The sequence below is a fragment of the Acetobacterium sp. K1/6 genome (assembly GCF_034438075.1).
Taxonomy (GTDB): domain Bacteria; phylum Bacillota; class Clostridia; order Eubacteriales; family Eubacteriaceae; genus Acetobacterium; species Acetobacterium carbinolicum.
This window is the reverse complement of sequence record NZ_JAXQGA010000010.1, coordinates 49917-69732: the sequence shown is the minus strand read 5'-3', so window position 1 is coordinate 69732 and position 19816 is coordinate 49917. Positions and strand designations below refer to the sequence as shown.

The 19816-nt window shown below is 41.8% G+C and carries 18 protein-coding genes and 1 riboswitch; all 18 genes read left to right on the top strand.

The window, feature by feature from the left end:
* The first annotated feature begins 11 nt into the window (after window positions 1–11).
* Window positions 12–2516 (top strand): DNA gyrase subunit A, encoded by a 2505-nt coding sequence (gene gyrA, locus U2P91_RS10605; protein ID WP_111888551.1) that lies wholly within the window; start codon window positions 12–14, stop codon window positions 2514–2516.
* On the top strand, window positions 2516–2968 hold the full coding sequence (locus U2P91_RS10600) for a PTS sugar transporter subunit IIA (RefSeq protein ID WP_322519605.1): 453 nt from the start codon (window positions 2516–2518) through the stop codon (window positions 2966–2968). Before gyrA ends, U2P91_RS10600 begins: the two co-directional genes overlap by 1 nt.
* 36 nt (window positions 2969–3004) lie before the next feature.
* Window positions 3005–3655 carry a ribulose-phosphate 3-epimerase gene (rpe, locus tag U2P91_RS10595; protein WP_111888549.1) on the top strand — a complete coding sequence of 217 codons (651 nt, stop codon included), beginning with the start codon at window positions 3005–3007 and terminating at the stop codon, window positions 3653–3655.
* A gap of 37 nt (window positions 3656–3692) precedes the next feature.
* On the top strand, window positions 3693–3977 hold the full coding sequence (locus U2P91_RS10590) for a PTS sugar transporter subunit IIB (RefSeq protein ID WP_111888548.1): 285 nt from the start codon (window positions 3693–3695) through the stop codon (window positions 3975–3977).
* A gap of 236 nt (window positions 3978–4213) precedes the next feature.
* Window positions 4214–4402, top strand: a riboswitch (cobalamin riboswitch).
* A gap of 155 nt (window positions 4403–4557) precedes the next feature.
* A complete protein-coding gene (gene nikB / locus U2P91_RS10585) occupies window positions 4558–5496 on the top strand; it encodes a nickel ABC transporter permease (RefSeq protein ID WP_322519604.1) in 939 nt (312 codons plus the stop codon).
* 1 nt (window position 5497) lies between these two features.
* Window positions 5498–6334 carry a nickel transporter permease gene (nikC, locus tag U2P91_RS10580; RefSeq protein ID WP_111888546.1) on the top strand — a complete coding sequence of 279 codons (837 nt, stop codon included), beginning with the start codon at window positions 5498–5500 and terminating at the stop codon, window positions 6332–6334.
* 41 nt (window positions 6335–6375) lie between these two features.
* Complete coding sequence (locus tag U2P91_RS10575; protein WP_111888545.1) at window positions 6376–7893, top strand: ABC transporter substrate-binding protein; 1518 nt, start codon at window positions 6376–6378, stop codon at window positions 7891–7893.
* A gap of 117 nt (window positions 7894–8010) precedes the next feature.
* Window positions 8011–8961 (top strand): ABC transporter ATP-binding protein, encoded by a 951-nt coding sequence (locus U2P91_RS10570; RefSeq protein ID WP_111888544.1) that lies wholly within the window; start codon window positions 8011–8013, stop codon window positions 8959–8961.
* 5 nt (window positions 8962–8966) lie between these two features.
* Window positions 8967–9734, top strand: a complete 768-nt coding sequence (locus U2P91_RS10565; protein ID WP_322519603.1) for an ABC transporter ATP-binding protein — start codon at window positions 8967–8969, stop codon at window positions 9732–9734.
* A 94-nt stretch (window positions 9735–9828) separates the two neighbouring features.
* Complete coding sequence (locus U2P91_RS10560) at window positions 9829–11190, top strand: MATE family efflux transporter (RefSeq protein ID WP_111888542.1); 1362 nt, start codon at window positions 9829–9831, stop codon at window positions 11188–11190.
* 223 nt (window positions 11191–11413) lie between these two features.
* Window positions 11414–12175 carry a class I SAM-dependent methyltransferase gene (locus U2P91_RS10555; protein WP_322519602.1) on the top strand — a complete coding sequence of 254 codons (762 nt, stop codon included), beginning with the start codon at window positions 11414–11416 and terminating at the stop codon, window positions 12173–12175.
* Window positions 12176–12306: 131 nt separating this feature from the next.
* Window positions 12307–13671 (top strand): hypothetical protein, encoded by a 1365-nt coding sequence (locus U2P91_RS10550; RefSeq protein WP_111888541.1) that lies wholly within the window; start codon window positions 12307–12309, stop codon window positions 13669–13671.
* 268 nt (window positions 13672–13939) lie between these two features.
* The gene (locus U2P91_RS10545) at window positions 13940–14233 is read left to right on the top strand and encodes a metal-sensing transcriptional repressor (RefSeq protein WP_242988709.1); all 294 of its coding nucleotides are present in this window, start codon (window positions 13940–13942) and stop codon (window positions 14231–14233) included.
* Window positions 14234–14264: 31 nt separating this feature from the next.
* Window positions 14265–15221 carry a M14 family metallopeptidase gene (locus U2P91_RS10540; protein WP_111888540.1) on the top strand — a complete coding sequence of 319 codons (957 nt, stop codon included), beginning with the start codon at window positions 14265–14267 and terminating at the stop codon, window positions 15219–15221.
* 116 nt (window positions 15222–15337) lie between these two features.
* Window positions 15338–16285 carry a LysR family transcriptional regulator gene (locus U2P91_RS10535; protein ID WP_111888539.1) on the top strand — a complete coding sequence of 316 codons (948 nt, stop codon included), beginning with the start codon at window positions 15338–15340 and terminating at the stop codon, window positions 16283–16285.
* 141 nt (window positions 16286–16426) lie between these two features.
* Window positions 16427–17365, top strand: a complete 939-nt coding sequence (gene nikB, locus U2P91_RS10530; RefSeq protein WP_111888538.1) for a nickel ABC transporter permease — start codon at window positions 16427–16429, stop codon at window positions 17363–17365.
* A gap of 3 nt (window positions 17366–17368) precedes the next feature.
* Window positions 17369–18256, top strand: coding sequence for a nickel transporter permease (gene nikC, locus U2P91_RS10525; RefSeq protein WP_111888537.1), 888 nt, complete (start codon window positions 17369–17371; stop codon window positions 18254–18256).
* The gene (locus U2P91_RS10520; RefSeq protein ID WP_111888536.1) at window positions 18253–19809 is read left to right on the top strand and encodes an ABC transporter substrate-binding protein; all 1557 of its coding nucleotides are present in this window, start codon (window positions 18253–18255) and stop codon (window positions 19807–19809) included. Before nikC (U2P91_RS10525) ends, U2P91_RS10520 begins: the two co-directional genes overlap by 4 nt.
* Window positions 19810–19816: the final 7 nt, after the last annotated feature.

Genomic DNA, 19816 nt, shown 5'->3' with positions numbered 1-19816 from the left:
AGTAACGTTAAATGCAAGAAATAATTGAATTTGATCGGATAAAATCGATTAATATTGAAGAAGAAATGAAAACTTCCTATATTGACTATGCCATGAGTGTCATCATAGGTCGAGCCTTACCGGATGTTCGGGATGGCTTAAAACCGGTTCATCGCCGGATTATTTATGCCATGAGCCAACTGGGCTTAACTCCGGATAAAACCTTTCGTAAGTCAGCCCGTATCGTCGGGGATGTTTTAGGTAAGTACCACCCTCATGGCGATTCATCGGTTTATGATGCGATGGTGCGAATGGCTCAGGAATGGTCGATTCGTTATCTGATTGTTAATGGTCAGGGTAACTTTGGTTCAGTCGATGGCGACAGCGCCGCAGCGATGCGTTATACCGAAGCAAAGATGGGCAAAATAGCCGCTGAGCTGCTACGGGATATTAATAAAGAAACCGTCGACTTTGTTCCTAACTTTGATGAGTCAGAAACTGAACCATCGGTTTTGCCATCAAAATATCCTAATCTTTTAGTAAATGGGTCCTCCGGGATTGCCGTCGGGATGGCCACCAATATTCCGCCCCATAATCTGGGCGAAATCATTGATGGTACCATCGCCTTTATTGATGATCCGGAGATTACCATTGATGAGTTGATGAAGCATGTCAAAGGACCAGATTTCCCAACCGCTGGTATTGTCTTAGGTAAATCTGGCATTAAAAGTGCCTATCGTACCGGCCGAGGACGAATTAAGGTTCGTGGTAAGGTTGATGTGGTCACCACCAAAAAAGGGAAGAAGCAGATTGTTATCACTGAAATCCCCTACATGGTTAATAAATCCAAGCTGGTTGAAAAAATTGCTGAGCTGGTAAAAGAGAAAAAAATTGAAGGAATCTCGGATTTAAGAGATGAGTCCGACCTGAAAAAAGGAATGTCGATCATCATTGATTTAAAACGGGATGCCAACGAAACGATTATTTTAAATCAGTTATATAAGCATACCCAGCTCCAGGAAACCTTTGGGGTGATCATGCTGGCTTTAGTCAATAATGAACCCAAGGTGCTTAATTTAAAAGAAATTCTTTTTCACTATATTGAACATCAAAAAGAAATTATTACCAGACGAACCATTTTTGATCTTAAAAAAGCGGAAGCCAGAGCCCATATTTTAGAAGGTTTAAAAATTGCTCTGGATCATATTGATGAAGTCATTAAATTAATCCGGGCGGCTGCCGATGGCAAAGTCGCCAAGGAACAGTTAGTTTTACGGTTTAGCCTCTCAGAAATTCAGGCCCAGGCGATTCTGGACATGCGACTCCAGCGTTTAACCGGTCTGGAACGGGAAAAGATCGAAGAAGAATACAAAGAACTGATGATCACCATTGCCAAATTAAAAGCAATTTTAGGTGATGGTCAACTGGTTCTTAATATTATCAAAGAAGAATTAATCGAAATTAAAGAAAAATATGGCGACAAACGTCGCACGAACTTTGATATTGATGTCGAAGACTTTGAAATTGAAGATTTAATCGAAGAAGAAGAAGTCGTCATCACGATGACCCATATTGGTTATGTGAAGCGCATTACCGCTGATAATTACCGGTCACAAAAACGGGGTGGCAAAGGCATTACTGCACTTAGCACCCGCGAAAATGACTTTGTTGAACACCTCTTTACCACCACCACCCATCACTATTTGATGTTCTTTACTAATCTGGGTAAGGTCTATCGCTTAAAAGCCTTTGAAATTCCCGAAGGTGGACGTACGGCCAGAGGAACGGCGATTGTCAATCTGTTGCCACTCGAAGCAGGGGAACAGATTGCAACCATGATTCCGGTCAAAGAATTCACCGCCGATAAATGCCTGATTATGGCAACTAAACAGGGAATTATCAAGAAAACCGATTTAACCGAGTATGATACCTCCCGTAAAAATGGTATTATCGCCATTAATTTAAGAGAAGGTGATGAGCTGATCAATGTCCGGTTGGTTGTTCAGGATGAAGAAATTGTCATGGGAACCCAATGTGGTTATGCAATCCGCTTTAGCTCCGAAGAAGTAAGACCGATCAGCCGAACATCAATTGGTGTCCGGGGGATTGATCTGCGGGCAGATGATGTGGTTGTTGGGATGGATATTGTTAAAAAAGAACTCTTCGTCCTTTGCGTCAGTGAAAATGGCTATGGTAAACTCAGTGCCTCTGATCTGTATCGTCCCCAAAAACGTGGCGGCAAAGGGGTGCAAACCTATAAAGTCACCAAAAAAACCGGTCAATTGGTTGGTTTCTGCGTGATCAGCCGGGATGGCGAAATTATGATGATCAATAATCAGGGCGTTGTCATTAAGCTTGGCGGTAATGATATTACCGCCGTTGGCCGCAATACCCAGGGTGTTCGTCTGATGAAATTAAAACCGGAAGAATCCATTGCCACCATTTCTAAAGTTTATAAGGAGGATCCAGTGGATGATCTCGACGACGATGACGGCGAAAATCAGATGACACTCGTTGATACCACTGAAAAACAATAATGGACTCGTTAATCCATATCGATCGCATTCAAGTCAATTGTACGGTCAAGGATCAGTTTGATGCCATTGCGTTAGCAGCCACACCGCTGCTTTCGCAGGGGTGTGTTACTGAAGATTTTGTTGAAGCGGTCGTGGAAAGAGAAAGAACCTTTCCGACCGGCTTACCCACAAAAATAGGGGTGGCGTTGCCCCATACTGAAGCGAAATATGTATTAAAAGAAAGTATCTCCATTGTGACGTTAAAAAACACCATTGTTTTTGCTGGCATGGGGAATCCCAGGGAAAGTATTTCGGTCCAGATAATTTTTTTACTGGCCATTAATAATCCTGAAAAACAACTAAAGATCTTACAGACGATCATTACCATTATTCAAAATGAAAAAATGTTACAAAAAATAAAAGATGCAAAAGAGCCGCAAATCATTTACAATCTTATTAAGACCTTTTTATAATCCGGTTACAGCATTTCAAAAGGAAAGTAGATATCAATGAATATTAAAATAGCACCCTCGATGCTCAGTGCAGATTTTTCTAATCTGGAACGGGATCTAAAAGAAGTTGAAAAAAATGGCGCCGATTATCTCCATGTGGATATTATGGATGGACATTTTGTGCCCAATATTACCATCGGTCCGGATCAGGTGGCGAGCCTGCGAAAGACCATAAAGATCCCCTTTGATGTTCACCTCATGATTAGCGAGCCGCTAAAATATATCGATCGGTTTGCTGATGCCGGAGCGGATATCATTACCGTTCATGTGGAGTCGGATGGGGAGATTAAGGACTGTATTGACGCCATTGTAAAAAAAGGAGTCAGACCCGGACTGGTGGTTTCTCCGGATACTTCTCTGGAGGTGATAAAGCCGTATCTTGATCACATTAGCATGATCCTGATTATGTGTGTCTATCCCGGTTTTGGCGGACAAAGCTATATTCCAGAAAGCACCGAAAAAATAAGCGCCTGTCGCCAAATGATTGGTAATCGAAATATTGATCTTCAGGTTGATGGGGGAATTAATTTTAACACCCTAAAAGAAGTAGTGGAAGCTGGGGCCAATGTCATTGTTTCCGGATCCTGCTTATTTAAAGGCGATATGAAAGAAAATTTAGGACAGTTCAAAAAAATCATCAAGGGATAAATTCTAAAATTCTAATTATTGAAAGAGGGAATTAACGATGAAACTTGTTTTAGTTGCGTGTGGAACTGCCCTGGCAACCTCGACTGTAGTTGCCAAAAAGATTGAACAGATTGCGCTGGAAAATGGGATTGCCTGTCAAACTGTTCAAGCCAAAGCGGTAGATGCCTTTAAAAAGTATCAAGAATTACATCCCGATGCGATTGTCTGTACCTGTCAACTGGAAGGGGACATTGATATTCCGGTGATTAATGGCCGCGCTTTTTTAACCGGGATTAATTTACAAAGTACCATTGACCAGTTGATTGAGATATTAAAAAAATAGAATTGACAATTAATAATAATTTAACGTATAATTTATTTAGGTTGGATCTAAAAACTAGAGGATAACAAATATTGATTTAAGATCAATAGAAAGGCCATGAAGGTTAAGTTTATTAATTTTCGTGGTTTTTTTTACAAAAATTTTAGTTGTTTACCTAGCTTTTCAGAATGACAGCAGAGGTGTAAGTTAAAACAGAGTCTTGACATTTGTTTTGTTCTGATATATATTACCCAAAAATAATTAAATATTAACCAGGTGTCAGCTGTCATTAAAAATTGATAAGCTGGTGAAAAGGGAAGTTGGGTGTAAATCCCACGCGGTCCCGCCGCTGTAAGAGAAAAGTCACACCAGAAATGCCACAAATAGGCAGGATGTGATGTATTGAAACTTGAGCCAGAAGACCTGCCTGTTTATTGTCTTAATACTCTACGGAAGATAGAGGATGATTTTGTGCTGTGAAAAATACAAACTCACTGTCTTTTATGGATAGTGAGTTTTTTTATGGGCTCAAGGAAAAATCAATTGACATGATGTATAGAGTTAGAATATACTAACAAAATAAAAATCAAGGAGTGAATGCGTGGGAAAATATATTAGGAAGCGGTTCGTGCAGTTAATTCCAATACTGCTTGGTGTTAGTTTTATCACCTTTGCATTAATGTATCTTGCGCCTAGTGACCCCGCTGAAATGAAACTCTCAGCTCAGGGAACCGCAGTCAGCCAGGAGATCCTTGATGAAACAAGAGAAGAGATGGGATTAAACAAACCCTTTCTGGAACAATACCTGAGCTGGCTTTTAAATCTTTTAACAGGTGATATGGGGGTCTCTTATGTTGATAATGTACCAGTTAGTCAAAAAATAGTAACGGCAATGCCCTCAACCATTATTCTGGCCGTCAGTTCGATGCTCTTAACGCTTTTAATTGCCATTCCGCTGGGGATTTTAGCAGCTATCCGGCAAAATCAATGGGTTGATTATAGCATTCGTTTTTTTACCTTTGTGGGCACCTCAATTCCCAACTTTTTTCTGGCATTGGTTCTGATTTATGTTTTTGCCATGCAATTAAACTGGTTGCCAGTGTTAGCAACAGGATCGATTCGAGGCTTGATTTTGCCCACCATTGCACTATCGACGGTGATGATTTCAAAATATATTCGTCAGATTCGCGCTGCCGTTCTGGAAGAACTAAATAAAGATTACGTGATGGGAGCCCGCTCCCGGGGGATTCAGGAAAATGTTATCCTGTATAAAAATGTATTAAGAAATTCAATGATCACGGTAGTAACCCTGATTGGTCTATCGATTGGGTCGCTTTTAGGCGGCGCAGCAGTGGTGGAAACCATCTTTGTCTGGCGGGGGTTGGGAAAAATGGTCGTTGATGCCATTGGCGCCCGCGATTATCCCGTGATTCAGGGCTTTGTGGTGTGGATGGCAATTATCTATGTTGTGGTTAATTTATTAACCGATTTATCCTATCATCTTTTAGATCCGCGGGTTAAAGAAGGGTGGGAAACCTAAAATGAAAAAAATAAAACTGCCAATGGATGCCGTTCACAAACGTTTGTATTTTCTTTTCGGTGTTGTCCTGATTCTAATCGTTTTAAGTCTAGTAGCACCCTGGCTGTGTCCCCATGATCCAAATTTAACCGATTTAAAATTGGCGAAGCAACCGCCCTCGTCAGAATATCCTTTTGGTACCGATAGTTATGGCCGATGTGTTTTTTCAAGAGTGTTAATGGGTGCCAAGGTTTCCATCTTTGCTTCCCTGGCATTAGTAATGGGGACCTTTATCTTTGGAACGGCCTATGGGGTGGTTTGCGGATATTATGGCGGAAAGGTTGACCGGGCACTGATGGGTGTGGTTGATATATTGTTGGCTTTTCCGGATATGATTCTGGCCATTGCGGTAGCGGGTATTTTAGGTGGTGGTCTGATCAATGCCATGATTGCCCTGGCGGTGACCGGCTGGACCCAGTATGCACGATTAGCCCGGGGCAGTGTCATGGTAGTAAAGTCTGAGGTTTATATTCAAGCCGCCAGGATTTCCGGAAACAGTCATTCCCGGATCATGTGGCGGCATATGTTACCGAATATTTCAGGACCCTTAATTGTTACGGCAACCCTGCAAATTGGTGGAATGATGATGGGCATCGCCGGATTGTCCTTTCTAGGAATCGGCGTGCAGATTCCCCAGGCCGAGTGGGGCTCAATGATCAATGAAGGCCGTAGTCTGATGCAGACGGCCCCTTGGATTATTCTCTACCCAGGGGTAGTTATGTTGGTAGCGGTGATGATTTTTAATCTTCTCGGTGATACAGTTCGGGATTTATTAGAACCCAAACAACAAACGATCTAAAACCAGCTACTGGTTTTAAATAAAAATAAAAAGGAGTGAATATGAAAAGAAAAGTATTGATCATGTTGTTGTCATTGATATTAATGGTTGCTGTTTTAGCAGGGTGTGGAAACAGTGAAACCGGAAGCTCGGGAGAAAAACATCTGGTTTGGGGTGAGACACAGGCGGTGAGCTCGCTTGATCCGGCTGTCGATTGGCAGGGTTGGTTTACTGTCCGTTATGCTATTTCAGAGACCCTCTTTAAATTGGACATGGAGCTGGTACCAGAGCCGTGGTTGGCGGAGTCTTATGAAAATGTGGATACCAATACCTGGAAAATTACCATTAAGGATAAGGTCACCTTTTCTAACGGCGACCCGTTAACCGCCGAGATGGTTGTAAACAACTTAAAACGGGTTGGCAGTACCAATAAACGAGCCGCTGCATTTGGCGAAGCCGCTTATGTTGTGGCGGGCAATGTTATAACAATCACAACGGCCAGTCCGTTTCCTACCCTGATTAATGAATTGTGTGATCCTTATACGTCGATTATTGATCTGGATAAAACCGCAGATCTTGATAAGGCACCGATTGGAACCGGTCCCTATGTGGTCGCAGATTTCGTTGAAAAAACGACGATCGATTTAACGGCGAACAAAAATTATTGGGATGGCACACCAAAAATTGATACGGTTCAGGTCAAATTTGTAACGGATACGGATACGATGGCGATGGCCCTTCAATCAGGAGAGGTTGATGTGGCAATGAATTTAACCTCCGACAGTCGGGAAACCTTTGAATCAAATAACGATTTTAAAATTGAAGAAGTATCAACCTCCCGGGCTTATTTCTTGTATTACAATCTTCAGACGGTAGCCGATCAGGCTGTGCGTCAAGCGATATCGATGGCCATTGATAAAGAGGGCATGGCAGATTTCCTTTTTGATGGATCAATTACACCGGCAGTGGGAGCGTTTCCAAACGATCTGGCCTACGGCGGCAGCCATTTAAAAGGAGCAATCTTTAACGTGGAAGAAGCAAAAAAAGTACTTAGTGCGGCCGGTTATATTGACACCGATGGTGATGGGATTGTTGAAAAAGACGGAAAACCGCTAAGCGTGAGCATTGTTACCTATAAACGATTAAAAAATGAAGCCATTGTGACCGAGCTTCAGTCGGAACTAAAAGCCATTGGCATCGGGGGAGAAGTAACGGTTCATGATAATTCGGACTTTTTTAAAGCCGGTGAATTTGATATTGGCATTTACAGTATTGTAACTACCGCTGTAGGCGATCCGCAGGCGTTCTTAAGTGGTACATTGGGAACCGCTGGTGTGACGAATTTTGGACATTACTACAATGCTGAGACAGATCAATTGTTAACCGAATTAAAAGCTGAATTCGACAGTGATAAGCGGGCTCAATTGGCCATCGAGGTGCAACAAAAGGCTTTAGATGAGTTTGCTTTTGACAATATTGGTTTTGTCAATATGGCAATGTATATGGATGCCAATATTACCGGTTTAAAACCACATCCAACCGATTATTATCAGATGAATGCGGAAATGGATATGAACTAAAAAAGCAATCCAGGAGGTTTGACTGTGCTCGGATTAGTGTCTCATAAACGAATTCGAGCGCAGATGTTTTAATGTCCGGACAAAAGATAAGGATACCAAAAAACGAGAGGAATCAGGATGAACAGTCTTTTGGAAGTAAAGAATCTTGATGTTGGCTATGGCAAGATAGAGATCATTAAAAATGCCGAGTTTTCGGTAGAAAAAGGTGAAATCCTTGGCATCGTCGGAGAAAGCGGCAGCGGCAAAAGTACGCTCTTAAAAGCCATTATGCAATTATCCGATACGGGTGTGACTATTCAACAGGGAAATATTTATTTTCAGGGAAAGGATATGAGAAATTTATCCAATGAGGAAAAAAGAGCCTTCCGCGGTTCGCAGATGGGCGTTATTTTTCAGAATCCCGGTTCGTCTCTAAACCCGCTCAGACGGATAAAAAAACAATTCATTGAAACCATGCAGAGTCATGTTAAAATCGATAAAAAAGAAGCTGGGGAACGGATATTAAGTCTTCTGGATAAACTGAATCTAAAGGATGGCGAACGCGTTTTAAACAGTTATCCCTATGAATTAAGCGGGGGCATGAATCAGCGGATTGCCATTGCTCTGGCAATGATTATGGAGCCAAAACTTTTGTTGGCAGATGAACCAACCAGTGCTCTGGATGTAACGATTCAAGCTCAGGTAGTGGATGAGATGATGGGGCTGCGGGAGCGCTTTGGCACATCAATTGTGATCATTACCCACAATATGGGGGTTGTTTCAAAAATGGCTGATAAAATTGCGGTTATGTACGCCGGACGGATAGTTGAATATGGGGAAAAAGCAGAAGTAATCAGAAATCATCGCCATCCCTATACCCGAGCTCTCTTAGAAGCCATCCCCAGGCTGGATGGCAAACGACCGGTGGGATTAAAAGGACGACCGCCGACGTTTAATGAAGTTAAATGCGGCTGTGGTTTTGCCGGTCGTTGCATCCATGGCTGTGAGGCGTGTAGAACAAAAAATCAGGATTTGTTTAAGGTTGCCGAAAATCATTGGACGAGTTGTCAGCATGGCTGTGGAGTTTAATAAAGATGAATAAAAAACCGGTTCTTGAGCTCAAAAATATAAGCAAGTGTTATAAAAAGGCAAAATTTGAAATAAGCGCACTTAGGCAACTCAGTTTTTATATTAATCAGGGCGAAATTTTTGGTTTTGTTGGCGAAAGTGGCAGCGGCAAAAGCTCGGTAGCAAAACTGATTACCCGACTGGAAAATCCCAATGAAGGTGAGATTTTTCTAAGTGGACGGGAGATCACACACCTGAAGGGGAAGGATCTACTTAAAGTATACCAGGATGTCCAAATGGTTTTTCAGGATCCCAAGGCATCTTTTAATGGACGAATGCGGATAGAACAGTCGATTAGAGAAAGCTTTTGTAATTTACGATGCAGTCAGAATAAACTGGATCTAGAAGCGCTGTTTAAAATGGTCGATTTGAAAGAAGAATACGCCGGCCGTTATCCCCATGAATTAAGTGGGGGTGAATGTCAGCGCGCAGCCATTGCCAGGGCCATTGCCGTTCACCCAAAGCTGTTAATTTGTGATGAAGCGACAAGCGCACTGGATGTGTCAGCCCAAGCGCAGATTGTTGATTTGTTAGTGCACTTAAAAGAAAAAATGGATATGGCCATTCTTCTTATTTCTCATGATCTGGCACTCGTAAGCAGTATCTGTGATCGTACTGGTGTTTTATACAAAGGGGAGCTGGTTGAAATAGGAGAAACGCGTGATGTCATTGATCATCCCAAGGCTGCTTATACCAAAAAACTAATCGCCTCTGTCATGGTTGTCGAGGATTAAAGATAACTTGTAGGGTACTATTTAGTGGTTTTAAGAAGCAGTTTTTTTAGTGATAGTAAGAATTGATTTGTTAAAGATAGAGGAGAAAAAGTAAATGAAAAATAACAGTTTAACAGAAGGGGTCATATGGAAAAAATTGTTGTTTTTCGCATTGCCTTTGTTGGGAACGAGTTTTATTCAGCAACTTTATAATACCGTTGATTTAATCTATGTCGGTAATTTTTTAGGAAAAGAAGCAGCGGCGGCTGTTGGTGCCAGCGCTTTGTTTGTAACCTGTCTGGTGGGCTTTTTTTCAGGAATGTCAGTGGGTTCCAGTGTCGTGGCATCCTATGTTTTTGGAACCGGTGATAAGAAAGAATTAAAAAGTGTGGTTCATACGGCCATTGGCCTGGGTTTTATCTGTGGCATTATTATTATGCTTATTGGTTTGATCGGAGCACCGTATTTTCTTAAACTAATTAACACCCCGGATGAGATTATGGGTTTAGCGGTAGCCTATATTCGGGTTTATTTTATCAGTATTATCTCGGTGGTCACCTATAATATGGGTTCTGGGATTATCAGAGCACTGGGAAATTCAAAAACACCGATGTACATCCAACTGTTTGGCGGAATTGTCAATGTTATTATGGATGGGGTGTTTATCGTGATCTTTAAATTTGGGGTTGTCGGCGCGGCTTATGCCACCCTATTTTCACAAACGGTTGCGGCACTACTGGTTTTACATTACCTGATGCATGTTGATCGTGACTATAAATTAGAACTTAAAAAAATAAAAATAGCCAAAGTACATTTTTACAAAATCCTTAAAATTGGTGTTCCCACCGGCTTTCAAGCTCTGGTCATTACCTTGTCCAATGTCTTTGTTCAATACCATGTTAATAGTCTTGGTGTGGATGCTATTACTGCGTTCACGGCATATTTTAAGGTTGAACTGCTAATTTATCTGCCGATTCTTGCTATCGGTCAGGCGATAACCACCTTTACCAGCCAGAATATTGGCGCAAAGAATTATGACCGGGTCAAAAAAGGCACCAGGGTCTGTTTAATGATGGGTATTGGCGTTACTGCGGTGATGAGCACCTTTGTGTTATTCTTTGGCAGGCAGGCCTTTGGGGTGATTAATAGTGATCCTTCCGTGTTGGATTATGGCCTGCAGATTATTAGCATTACCTTTCCTTTTTATTGGATTTACCTGATCCTGGAGGTATTGGGAGGAACCATTCGCGGGGCAGGAAAGTCAGTGCCGCCGATGGCTATTATTCTCACCAATATTTGTGTGCTGAGGACGGTACTGTTATTTTTATTAATGGCCTCGGTTCAGGGGATTCAGGGAATTGCCATGACCTACCCGATTACCTGGGCTTCCACAGCGCTCTGTATGGCTATTTACTATTGGAAGGGAGATTGGATGGGTGAGTTTAAGCGCTTGTCGATGGCAAAACTAGAAATCTAATTTAAAAAGCTTCGAATAGGTAAGAGATTGAAATTTGATAGACTAATAATATGATTTTCCATGGTTGCAGAATAACGCTTGACAGAATAGTGAGATTATGAGAAAATAGCACTAATTAAATACAAGTATATACAAGAAAGTCATGAAGACTTAATTCGATCAGAAGATCGGCTTATTTCTTTGTGGCTTTTTTTATTTTTTTAGGTGCGAAAAGGAGAGACAAATGATGGAAAATATTCTTGAAAAAGTGGAGAATTATTGGGATAAACGCTCAGAAGGTTATTCCGAGGTTAATGTAGCGGAGCTCAATAGTTATAAAATGGATGTTTGGAAAGAGTTGATTAATCGTCATAAGCCAGCCGTGATTGGCCGAAAGTTGCGGGTTTTGGATATCGGCACCGGCCCGGGCTTTTTTGCCATTACCATGGCCTCCTGCGGCTACGATGTGACGGCGGTGGACTATACGGATGCGATGCTCCATAAGGCAAAACGCAATGCCCAAAATTACCGGAACCAGATTAAGTTTATGCAGATGGATGCCCATCAATTAAATTTTGAAGACAGTTGTTTTGATCTGATTATAACCCGAAACCTGACCTGGAACCTGGAACGGCCGGATGATGCCTATCGTGAGTGGCACCGGGTACTGGCTCCTGGTGGGAAAATGTTAAACTTTGACGCCAATTGGTATTTACATCTTTATGATGAAGAAAAAAGAGAGGCGTATTTTAAAGATCGCGTTAATTCAGAGGTAGAAGGGGTCAATGATCACTATGTTCGTACAGATACTACTGCGATGGAAGAAATTGCCAAAAATCTGCCACTGAGCCGAACCATGAGACCCCAATGGGACGCGGCAGTGCTGATTAATACCGGTTTTAAAAAGGTGATGGTTGAGCAGGGAATTGGCGAGTTGGTCTGGGATAAAGAGGAGCAAGTCAATTATGCATCCACCCCGATGTTTATGATTTCTGCTGAAAAATAGAATCGTGGATTTTTTAATCAATCAACCATAAAATAATAAGCCAGTGAGGTAGTTATTCTCCGAAGAGAATTCTACCTCACTTTTTTAATAAAAACTAAGATTGAGACACTGAAAATGACAAAGGAGAAGAGATGGATAACAGACCAAGCTGGTTCGTAAGTGTATCTCCTAAAAGCAGAAAGGCTCAAACATTGACGTTTATCAAAGAAGGTTTTTGGGAAAATCATTATTCTGACCAATCCGTAAATCTGATCAATGAGATAAAAGCAGGAGATCGCATTGCATTAAAAACTACCCACAATAAAAAAGAAAGGATTCCTTTCGATGCCAATGGAAAAATTGTTTCGGTGATGGAAATTAAGGCTATTGGCACTGTAACTAGAAACTATTATGATGGTAAAAGACTTGCTGTCAACTGGACCCCGGTTGAAGAACGAAAAGAGTGGTACTTCTTTACCTTTATTAGAAGTATCTGGAAAATTAAGCTTAATCCTAAAAATTGGATGACCCGAGATTTGATTGCGTTTACCTTTTATGATGAACCTCAGGATATTAAACGGTTTATGAAAGAGCCCTATTGGAAGAAACGCTTTATGAAAGAAGTTTTATATGTTGATGAAATTGTCGATGTTTTAAGACAATTGAATGGAGAAGCGCATCTATCTTATATTCAGGAAGAAATCCGCAAAAGAAAAAAAATAAAAAATCTGAAGAAAAACCCAAATTGGCGAGCAGAGATCCGTTTTACATTACAAAAATTCAGCAGTGATTCTAAATCTTTTGTTAATGGAGAGGATTTATTTTATCGAAAATCATTTTCCAGCGAGGTTTGGGGCCTCCGGGAAATGGCAAAAAGAAAGTGCGAAGCATACTCAGAAGAAACATTTCTGGCTGAGACTTTTTTGGATCTGGAAAAATATAAGGAAATAATTAGAGTTCTAAAAGAAGAAAAAAGTATCATGCTAAGAGGAACAGTGTGTAAAAGCTTTATGGCTAAAAAACTGGCTTATGTGTTATTAAAAGAAAAAGAAGAAGAGCGTATTTTGTATGTTGATCTGGAACAGGATGAAGTGAATAAAGTTTTAAAAAAAAATCCCGACGATAGTGACAAGGATCAAAATAGTAATTTATTGATTGAACAATGCGGGTTTATGGGGTTTTGTAAAAAGGCCTCCGAAGACCATCGAAACGATTATTTTTTTATCATCGATGAAATAAATCGTGATAACTTAACTAAAAATATGGCCGATCTGCTACTTTTATTTAAAAAAAGGAACAGGATGCGAAAAATGGAGAAAAACATAACAAAAAAAAGTAATAACTTTATACCAGAAAATCTCTATATTATTGGTATGATGGATATTGGTGATCGTTGTTTTAGACTCATTGATGAGATACTCAAACAGCATTTTAAGTTTGTTGAGCTGGAGCAAGCCTTTAAAAATCAGGGGTATTCGATAGCAAAAGAAAAAACAGTGAAGAACTCAACGTGCTAATTAGATCGGTTAGAGTATCTGAGACAAAGTAATAGCTGATCAATTAAGCGATTTGAAATAGCAGCAAACAACGAATGTTTAAATTGACAGAAACAATCGAGTGTGAGAAAATATAAAAATAATTAATGAGGTCATGAAGGCTTAATTCGATCAGAAGATCGATTTATTTCGTCATGATTTTTTTTGTTTCACGATAAACTAAAAGTTTAAGGAGTCAGGCATGAGCGGGGTTATGAATCATAGCCATGGAATCGATAATGTCCATGAAATGAAAACGACGAATCATTTTGAACAAAAACACCCGCATACCCATTCAAAAGCTATTGTAAACCGTTTATCAAAGGCCATCGGTCATTTGGAATCGGTGCGAAAAATGGTGGTATCAGGGAGGGATTGTTCAGAGGTGTTGATTCAATTATCGGCAGTAAAGGCAGCCATTAACAATACCGGGAAAATAATCCTTCAGGACCATATTGAAAACTGTATTGTTACGGCCGTTAAAGAGGGTGACCATCAGGCCATCGAAGAACTCAATAAAGCAATTGATCGGTTTATCAAATAATTGGTAAAAGATAAAAAGTAAGGAGAAAGATATGACGATAAAGGTTGGAAATCTGGTGGCGGAAGCAGGGGAAAAGGTGAGCGGTTATGTTTCGGTTCCGGAAACGGTAATCAAACTTCCGGTAACTCTGATCAATGGAAAAAGAGCGGGGAAAACCGTATTAATAACCGGGGGAATTCATAATGCCGAATACACCGGGATTGAAACGGCGATCCAATTAGCCGAAGAACTTATTGAGGATGAGATTACCGGGTGTCTGATTCTCATTCATCCGGTGAATATCAGCGGGTTTGAAAATAGAACCATGAGTGCAGTAGCCGAGGACGGGAAAAACCTGAACCGACTTTTTCCTGGAAATCCCAGTGGAACCGTGGGTGATAAGATTTGTCACTTTCTGGTAACTGAATTTCTAAGCCAGACAGATTTTTACATCGACCTCCATGCCGGGGATGGATATGAAATGCTGACCCCTTATGTTTATTATCTGGGCGCAGCAGCGCCGGAGGTGGTGAAACAATCTAAGGCTATGGCTCAAAAAGTCAATGTTCCCTATATGGTCAAGTCCTTTATCACCACTGGTGGTGCCTACAATTATGCAGGTTCCTGCGGTATTCCCAGTATTTTAATCGAACGCGGCGGCGAGGCTAGATGGTCAGAAGCGGAAGTATCGCTGTATAAAGCAGATGTAAAAAATGTACTGCGGTATTTAGCGGTCCTTGACGGAGAAGTAAAAGCAGTTGCAACGGAGTCGGTTGATGTAGATGATGTCGTCTACGAAAATGCTTGTGTTACAGGGTGTTGGTATCCCCGGAAAAAAGTCGGGGAGAAGGTCAAAAAAGGCGAAGAATTAGGGGTAATCAAAGACTACTTTGGCAAGACCCTGGAAAGCTGCGTAGCCAGATTTGACGGAGTGGTTCTTTATCAGGTTAGCTCTTTATGTATTTTAAAAGACGGTCCCATGATAACCTATGGTAAAATTAAATCTTAAAGATAAGATCGGTTTGCCGTGGTTGGTAATAAAAGTACAACCGATTTCCGCCGGATAAAAGATAAAGATGCGAGACATCAATTTAAACAGCCATCAGAAAGAGAAGTTTAGTTCAGATGAAAGATAATCGATTTAAAAAGGTTTGTGATATGGTTGAATTAAAGCAATTAAAGTATTTTGTTGTCAGTGCCGACGTCGGTTCTTTTAGTAAAGCCGCAGAGATATTATACACCACTCAACCTAACGTCAGTAAGGCGATTAAAGCACTGGAAGACCATTTGGGCTTTGATCTGTTTTTGCGAAAAAGCCGTGGAATTCTTCTTTCTACCCGGGGAAAGCATGTTTATGAGTATGCCTGCAAGGCCATTGAAAATATCGAAATGTTAACCTCATTTTCTCAGGTCGATCGGATTGAGACCCTACAGATATCCAGTAACCCCAGTGCCTGGATGGCAAAAATATTTGCGGATTTTTATAATCAATTTCATGTGGAACGGCTTCATTTTCAACTCTATTCCGCTTCGGTGGAAGAAATCATCAAACGGGTGGCCAGTTATCAGGATGAACTTGGTTTTGTCTATGTCATGCATAATCAGAATACCGCCTTCCAATACGCGTTGGGCAGAAACCACCTGGAATTTGTAGAACTTAAAAAAACTCAGGTGGTGCTTTATCTGGGACAATTGCATCCGCTTTATAGGGAACAGGAAATTGCTGAAGATGAATTAAAAAAACTGAAACTGGTTCAGTGCTATGAGGATGAATTTGACCTCAACAATTACTGGAGAATAACCAATTCTCAGGGCAAAGATATGCCCACTTTGGAAAGTGTCGTTATTACGAACAGCGATTGTGTGATGCAGCAGCTTCTGCAGACCACCGATCTGGCCAATATCAGCAGTGGCTATATCACCGATCAGGTTGATGAAAAAAAGCTCAATGGAATTCCCCTCTATGAAAAAGAGAATGTGGTGATGTTTGGCTATGTGCGACGGAAAAGCGAAGATCTCAGTGATTGGGGTCAGCAATTCATCACCTTTATCAGTGAGAAATTGAAAAAATAATTTTAGTTAAAAGTGGGCGGGAATGCGAAAGGATGCTAACTTGGAATGGCCGAGGAACCCCCTGGAGAGGTTGTAAGGCTATTTTTTTGATGATAAAATATTAACAAGCGAATGAGCTATGCAAGAAAGGTATAACAAAAAATGAAAAAATATATTGGCAAACGATTATTGCAGCTGATTCCGATTATTCTGGGGATCACCTTGCTGTCATTTACCCTGATGCAGACAGCCGCCGGTGATGCGGTGGATGCCTTATATGATAATGCCAGCGGCGGGGTTTCCGAAGCAATAAAAGCACAAAAGCGGGAAGAGCTGGGATTGGATCAGCCTTTTATAGTTCAATATACATCCTGGTTAGGTGGGGTAATCAGCGGAAATATGGGTGTTTCTTATATTTCAAACAAACCGGTTTTTGAAACCTTTGTGTCAAAACTGCCGGCAACCATGCTTCTGACTCTGACTTCGATTGTTCTCACTGTTTTGATTTCCATCCCCTTGGGGATTGTGTCGGCAGTCCGCCACAATCGATTTACGGATTATCTGATACGTTTTTTTAGTTTTATCGGAAATTCTCTGCCCGGTTTTTTTGTTTCACTGTTGCTCATTTATTTTTTTGCCCTAAAAATCAAGTTGTTCCCAGTGATGGGAAGTGGCGGCTGGAAGAGTATTGTTTTACCAACCCTAACCCTGGCAATAGCGATGTCTTCTAAGTATACTAGGCAGGTGCGGACAACGGTTCTGGAAGAATTAAACAAAGACTATGTGATGGGGGCCCGGGCAAGAGGGATAAGGGAGCCGGTGGTACTTTATGCAAGTGTGCTGAAAGCCGCGATGCTGACGATCATTACGCTGTTAGCACTATCGATCGGGTCACTGCTCGGCGGTACCGCCATTATTGAATCCATTTTCATGTGGGATGGGGTCGGTAAACTGGCTGTGGATTCGATTATGATGCGCGACTACCCGATGATTCAGGCTTATGTAATTTGGATGGCGCTTATTTATGTCGGGATCAATTTGGCAACCGATATTCTCTATCATTATCTGGACCCCCGAATTCGACTGGAACAGGAGGCCTGAGCCATGGATGTAACAACTATCCGTTCTGCTTCGGAGCGTGTTCACCATCAGAAAAAAGACCGAACCATGGTAAAATTTTATATTTTTCTGACCTTGACTCTGCTGCTTTTGCTAATTGCCGCCTTTGCGCCAAAGATTGTACCTTACGATCCCTATGGACAGGATCTGAACATTGCACTGCAGTCTCCGAGTTCGAAACATCTGCTGGGAACTGACCGCTATGGCCGGGATATGTTATCCCGGGTAATTATGGGGGGGCAAACTACCATTTACTCCGCCTTGCTACTGGTTGGCATCGTCATGGTTGTCGGAACTCTGGTGGGGTTGTTTTGTGGCTATAAGGGTGGAAAAGTGGATTCCTTCATTATGCGGGTGTCTGATATATTTCTGGCCTTTCCCGGGATGGTTTTTGCCATTGCGGTGGCCGGCGTATTAGGCGGTGGGATCATCAATGCGGTGGTGGCACTGGCTTGTATTTCCTGGCCAAAGTTTGCCAGGCTGGCCAGGGGACAGGTTTTAGGCATTAAAAATATGCCCTATATAGCTGCGGCAAAGCTCAGTGGTTCGCGACCGACAAAGATTGTCTTTAAACATATATTACCAAATATCACCGGCCCAATTCTGGTCACTGCGACCCTGGATATTGGCACCATGATGATGGAGCTGGCTGGTTTATCCTTTTTAGGGCTTGGCGCCATGCCGCCGATTGCTGAGTGGGGTTCAATGATGAGTGACGGGCGGAGTATGCTACAAACAGCGCCCTGGGTAATTCTAGCACCAGGTTGTGCTATTTTTATAGCGGTAATGTTATTTAACTTACTGGGGGATACGTTCAGAGATGTGATGGATCCCAAATCAAAAAAAGCGAAATTGAATTGGAGGAAAAAATGAAAATGAAGAGCAAGGTATTAACCTTAATGTTAACCGGTGTTTTGGTTGCCGGGATGTTGTCCGGTTGTGGAACCGCCGGCAGCACCAAAAGTGCGGAAGAAAAGGTCTTTAATTACGGAACGGTGGCCTACAGTGTGGGTAATTCGAATGTGGGAATGAACCCCCATGAATCATATATCGGCTGGTCGACACTGCGTTATGGTGTCGGTGAAACGCTGTTTAAATTCAATGAAAAGATGGAACTGGAACCCTGGCTGGCTACCGATTTTGAGCAGCTGGACGATGTTACGGTAAAAATTAATTTAAGAGACGATGTAACCTTTTCGAATGGCAAGAAAATGACAGGCGAAGCGGTTAAAGCCTGTCTGGATAATCTGATCGCTGTTCATGATCGAGCGCCCAAAGACTTGCAAATCAAATCCATTAGCGCTGATGGTCAAAGCATTACGATCACAACTGCAATCAAGTCTCCGGCATTGGTCAACTACCTGTGTGACCCTTATGGATGTATTATCGATATGGAAGCCGGCGTTACTGCTGATAAAAACGTGGTCGGAACGGGTCCCTATGTGGCAAAAACAATCACCGATACGGAAATTAATCTGGTAGCCAATATGGATTACTGGGGTGGAAAACCAAAGGTTGGTACTGTCAATGTCAAGAGTATCACCGATGGCGATACCCTGACGATGGCTCTTCAAAGCGGCGAAATTGATGCGGCGCAGGGTCTGCCTTATGCCAGCCTGGAATTGTTTCAGAATAACGATGACTATACCATTAGCTCAACCAATACTTCAAGAGTTTACCAGGCGGCTTTGAATTATAATTCAGCCGTGATTAAGGATGATGCTGTTCGTCAAGCGATGGCCATGAGTATCGATAAAGATGGCTTTACTTCAGTGTTACTATATGGAAACGGAACACCGGCGGTTGGGCCATTCCCAGCTAACTTCACCTTTGGTGGTGATGCAGTTAAGGACGCCAGCTATGATATCGAAGGGGCCAAGAAAGTTCTGGATGCAGCTGGCTGGGTTGATTCCGATGGCGATGGTATCCGGGAAAAGGATGGTCAGAAACTTTCGATTAAATGGCTGACCTATACCTCCCGACAGGAATTGCCGCTACTGGCAGAATCGGTTCAGGCAACCTATAAGCAAGTCGGAATCGACGTTTTAGTCAATGCGACTGACAGCTATAAGGATTTCTTAAAAGCCGGTGACTATGATGTTTTTGCCAATGCCTTTGTAACCGCACCAACCGGAGACCCACAATACTATTTCACCACCCATGTTGTTGACAATTCTGATTACAACCGCGGCCATTACCATAATGATACGGTTGAAACCCTGGTTGCTGAGCTGCGAAATGAATTTGAGGTCGAAAAACGCAGTGATTTAGCCACTCGAATTGCACAACAGATTTTAAATGATAACGCCTATATTTATGCATCGCATTTAAAAATGTCCTTCGTTATGAAAAAAGGAGTGACTGGTTTTACTGCCCACCCATCCGATTACTACGAAATTACCGCCGATTTGGATATCACTGAATAAAAAATGC

Excerpts from the sequence above, each read along its gene's own strand:
- gyrA (WP_111888551.1), top strand. The coding sequence starts at position 12 with ATGCAAGAAATAATTGAATTTGATCGGATAAAATCGATTAATATTGAA.
- U2P91_RS10600 (WP_322519605.1), top strand. The coding sequence starts at position 2,516 with ATGGACTCGTTAATCCATATCGATCGCATTCAAGTCAATTGTACGGTC.
- rpe (WP_111888549.1), top strand. The coding sequence starts at position 3,005 with ATGAATATTAAAATAGCACCCTCGATGCTCAGTGCAGATTTTTCTAAT.
- U2P91_RS10590 (WP_111888548.1), top strand. The coding sequence starts at position 3,693 with ATGAAACTTGTTTTAGTTGCGTGTGGAACTGCCCTGGCAACCTCGACT.
- nikC (WP_111888546.1), top strand. The coding sequence starts at position 5,498 with ATGAAAAAAATAAAACTGCCAATGGATGCCGTTCACAAACGTTTGTAT.
- U2P91_RS10575 (WP_111888545.1), top strand. The coding sequence starts at position 6,376 with ATGAAAAGAAAAGTATTGATCATGTTGTTGTCATTGATATTAATGGTT.
- U2P91_RS10570 (WP_111888544.1), top strand. The coding sequence starts at position 8,011 with ATGAACAGTCTTTTGGAAGTAAAGAATCTTGATGTTGGCTATGGCAAG.
- U2P91_RS10565 (WP_322519603.1), top strand. The coding sequence starts at position 8,967 with ATGAATAAAAAACCGGTTCTTGAGCTCAAAAATATAAGCAAGTGTTAT.
- U2P91_RS10560 (WP_111888542.1), top strand. The coding sequence starts at position 9,829 with ATGAAAAATAACAGTTTAACAGAAGGGGTCATATGGAAAAAATTGTTG.
- U2P91_RS10555 (WP_322519602.1), top strand. The coding sequence starts at position 11,414 with ATGATGGAAAATATTCTTGAAAAAGTGGAGAATTATTGGGATAAACGC.
- U2P91_RS10550 (WP_111888541.1), top strand. The coding sequence starts at position 12,307 with ATGGATAACAGACCAAGCTGGTTCGTAAGTGTATCTCCTAAAAGCAGA.
- U2P91_RS10545 (WP_242988709.1), top strand. The coding sequence starts at position 13,940 with ATGAAAACGACGAATCATTTTGAACAAAAACACCCGCATACCCATTCA.
- U2P91_RS10540 (WP_111888540.1), top strand. The coding sequence starts at position 14,265 with ATGACGATAAAGGTTGGAAATCTGGTGGCGGAAGCAGGGGAAAAGGTG.
- U2P91_RS10535 (WP_111888539.1), top strand. The coding sequence starts at position 15,338 with ATGAAAGATAATCGATTTAAAAAGGTTTGTGATATGGTTGAATTAAAG.
- nikB (WP_111888538.1), top strand. The coding sequence starts at position 16,427 with ATGAAAAAATATATTGGCAAACGATTATTGCAGCTGATTCCGATTATT.
- nikC (WP_111888537.1), top strand. The coding sequence starts at position 17,369 with ATGGATGTAACAACTATCCGTTCTGCTTCGGAGCGTGTTCACCATCAG.
- U2P91_RS10520 (WP_111888536.1), top strand. The coding sequence starts at position 18,253 with ATGAAAATGAAGAGCAAGGTATTAACCTTAATGTTAACCGGTGTTTTG.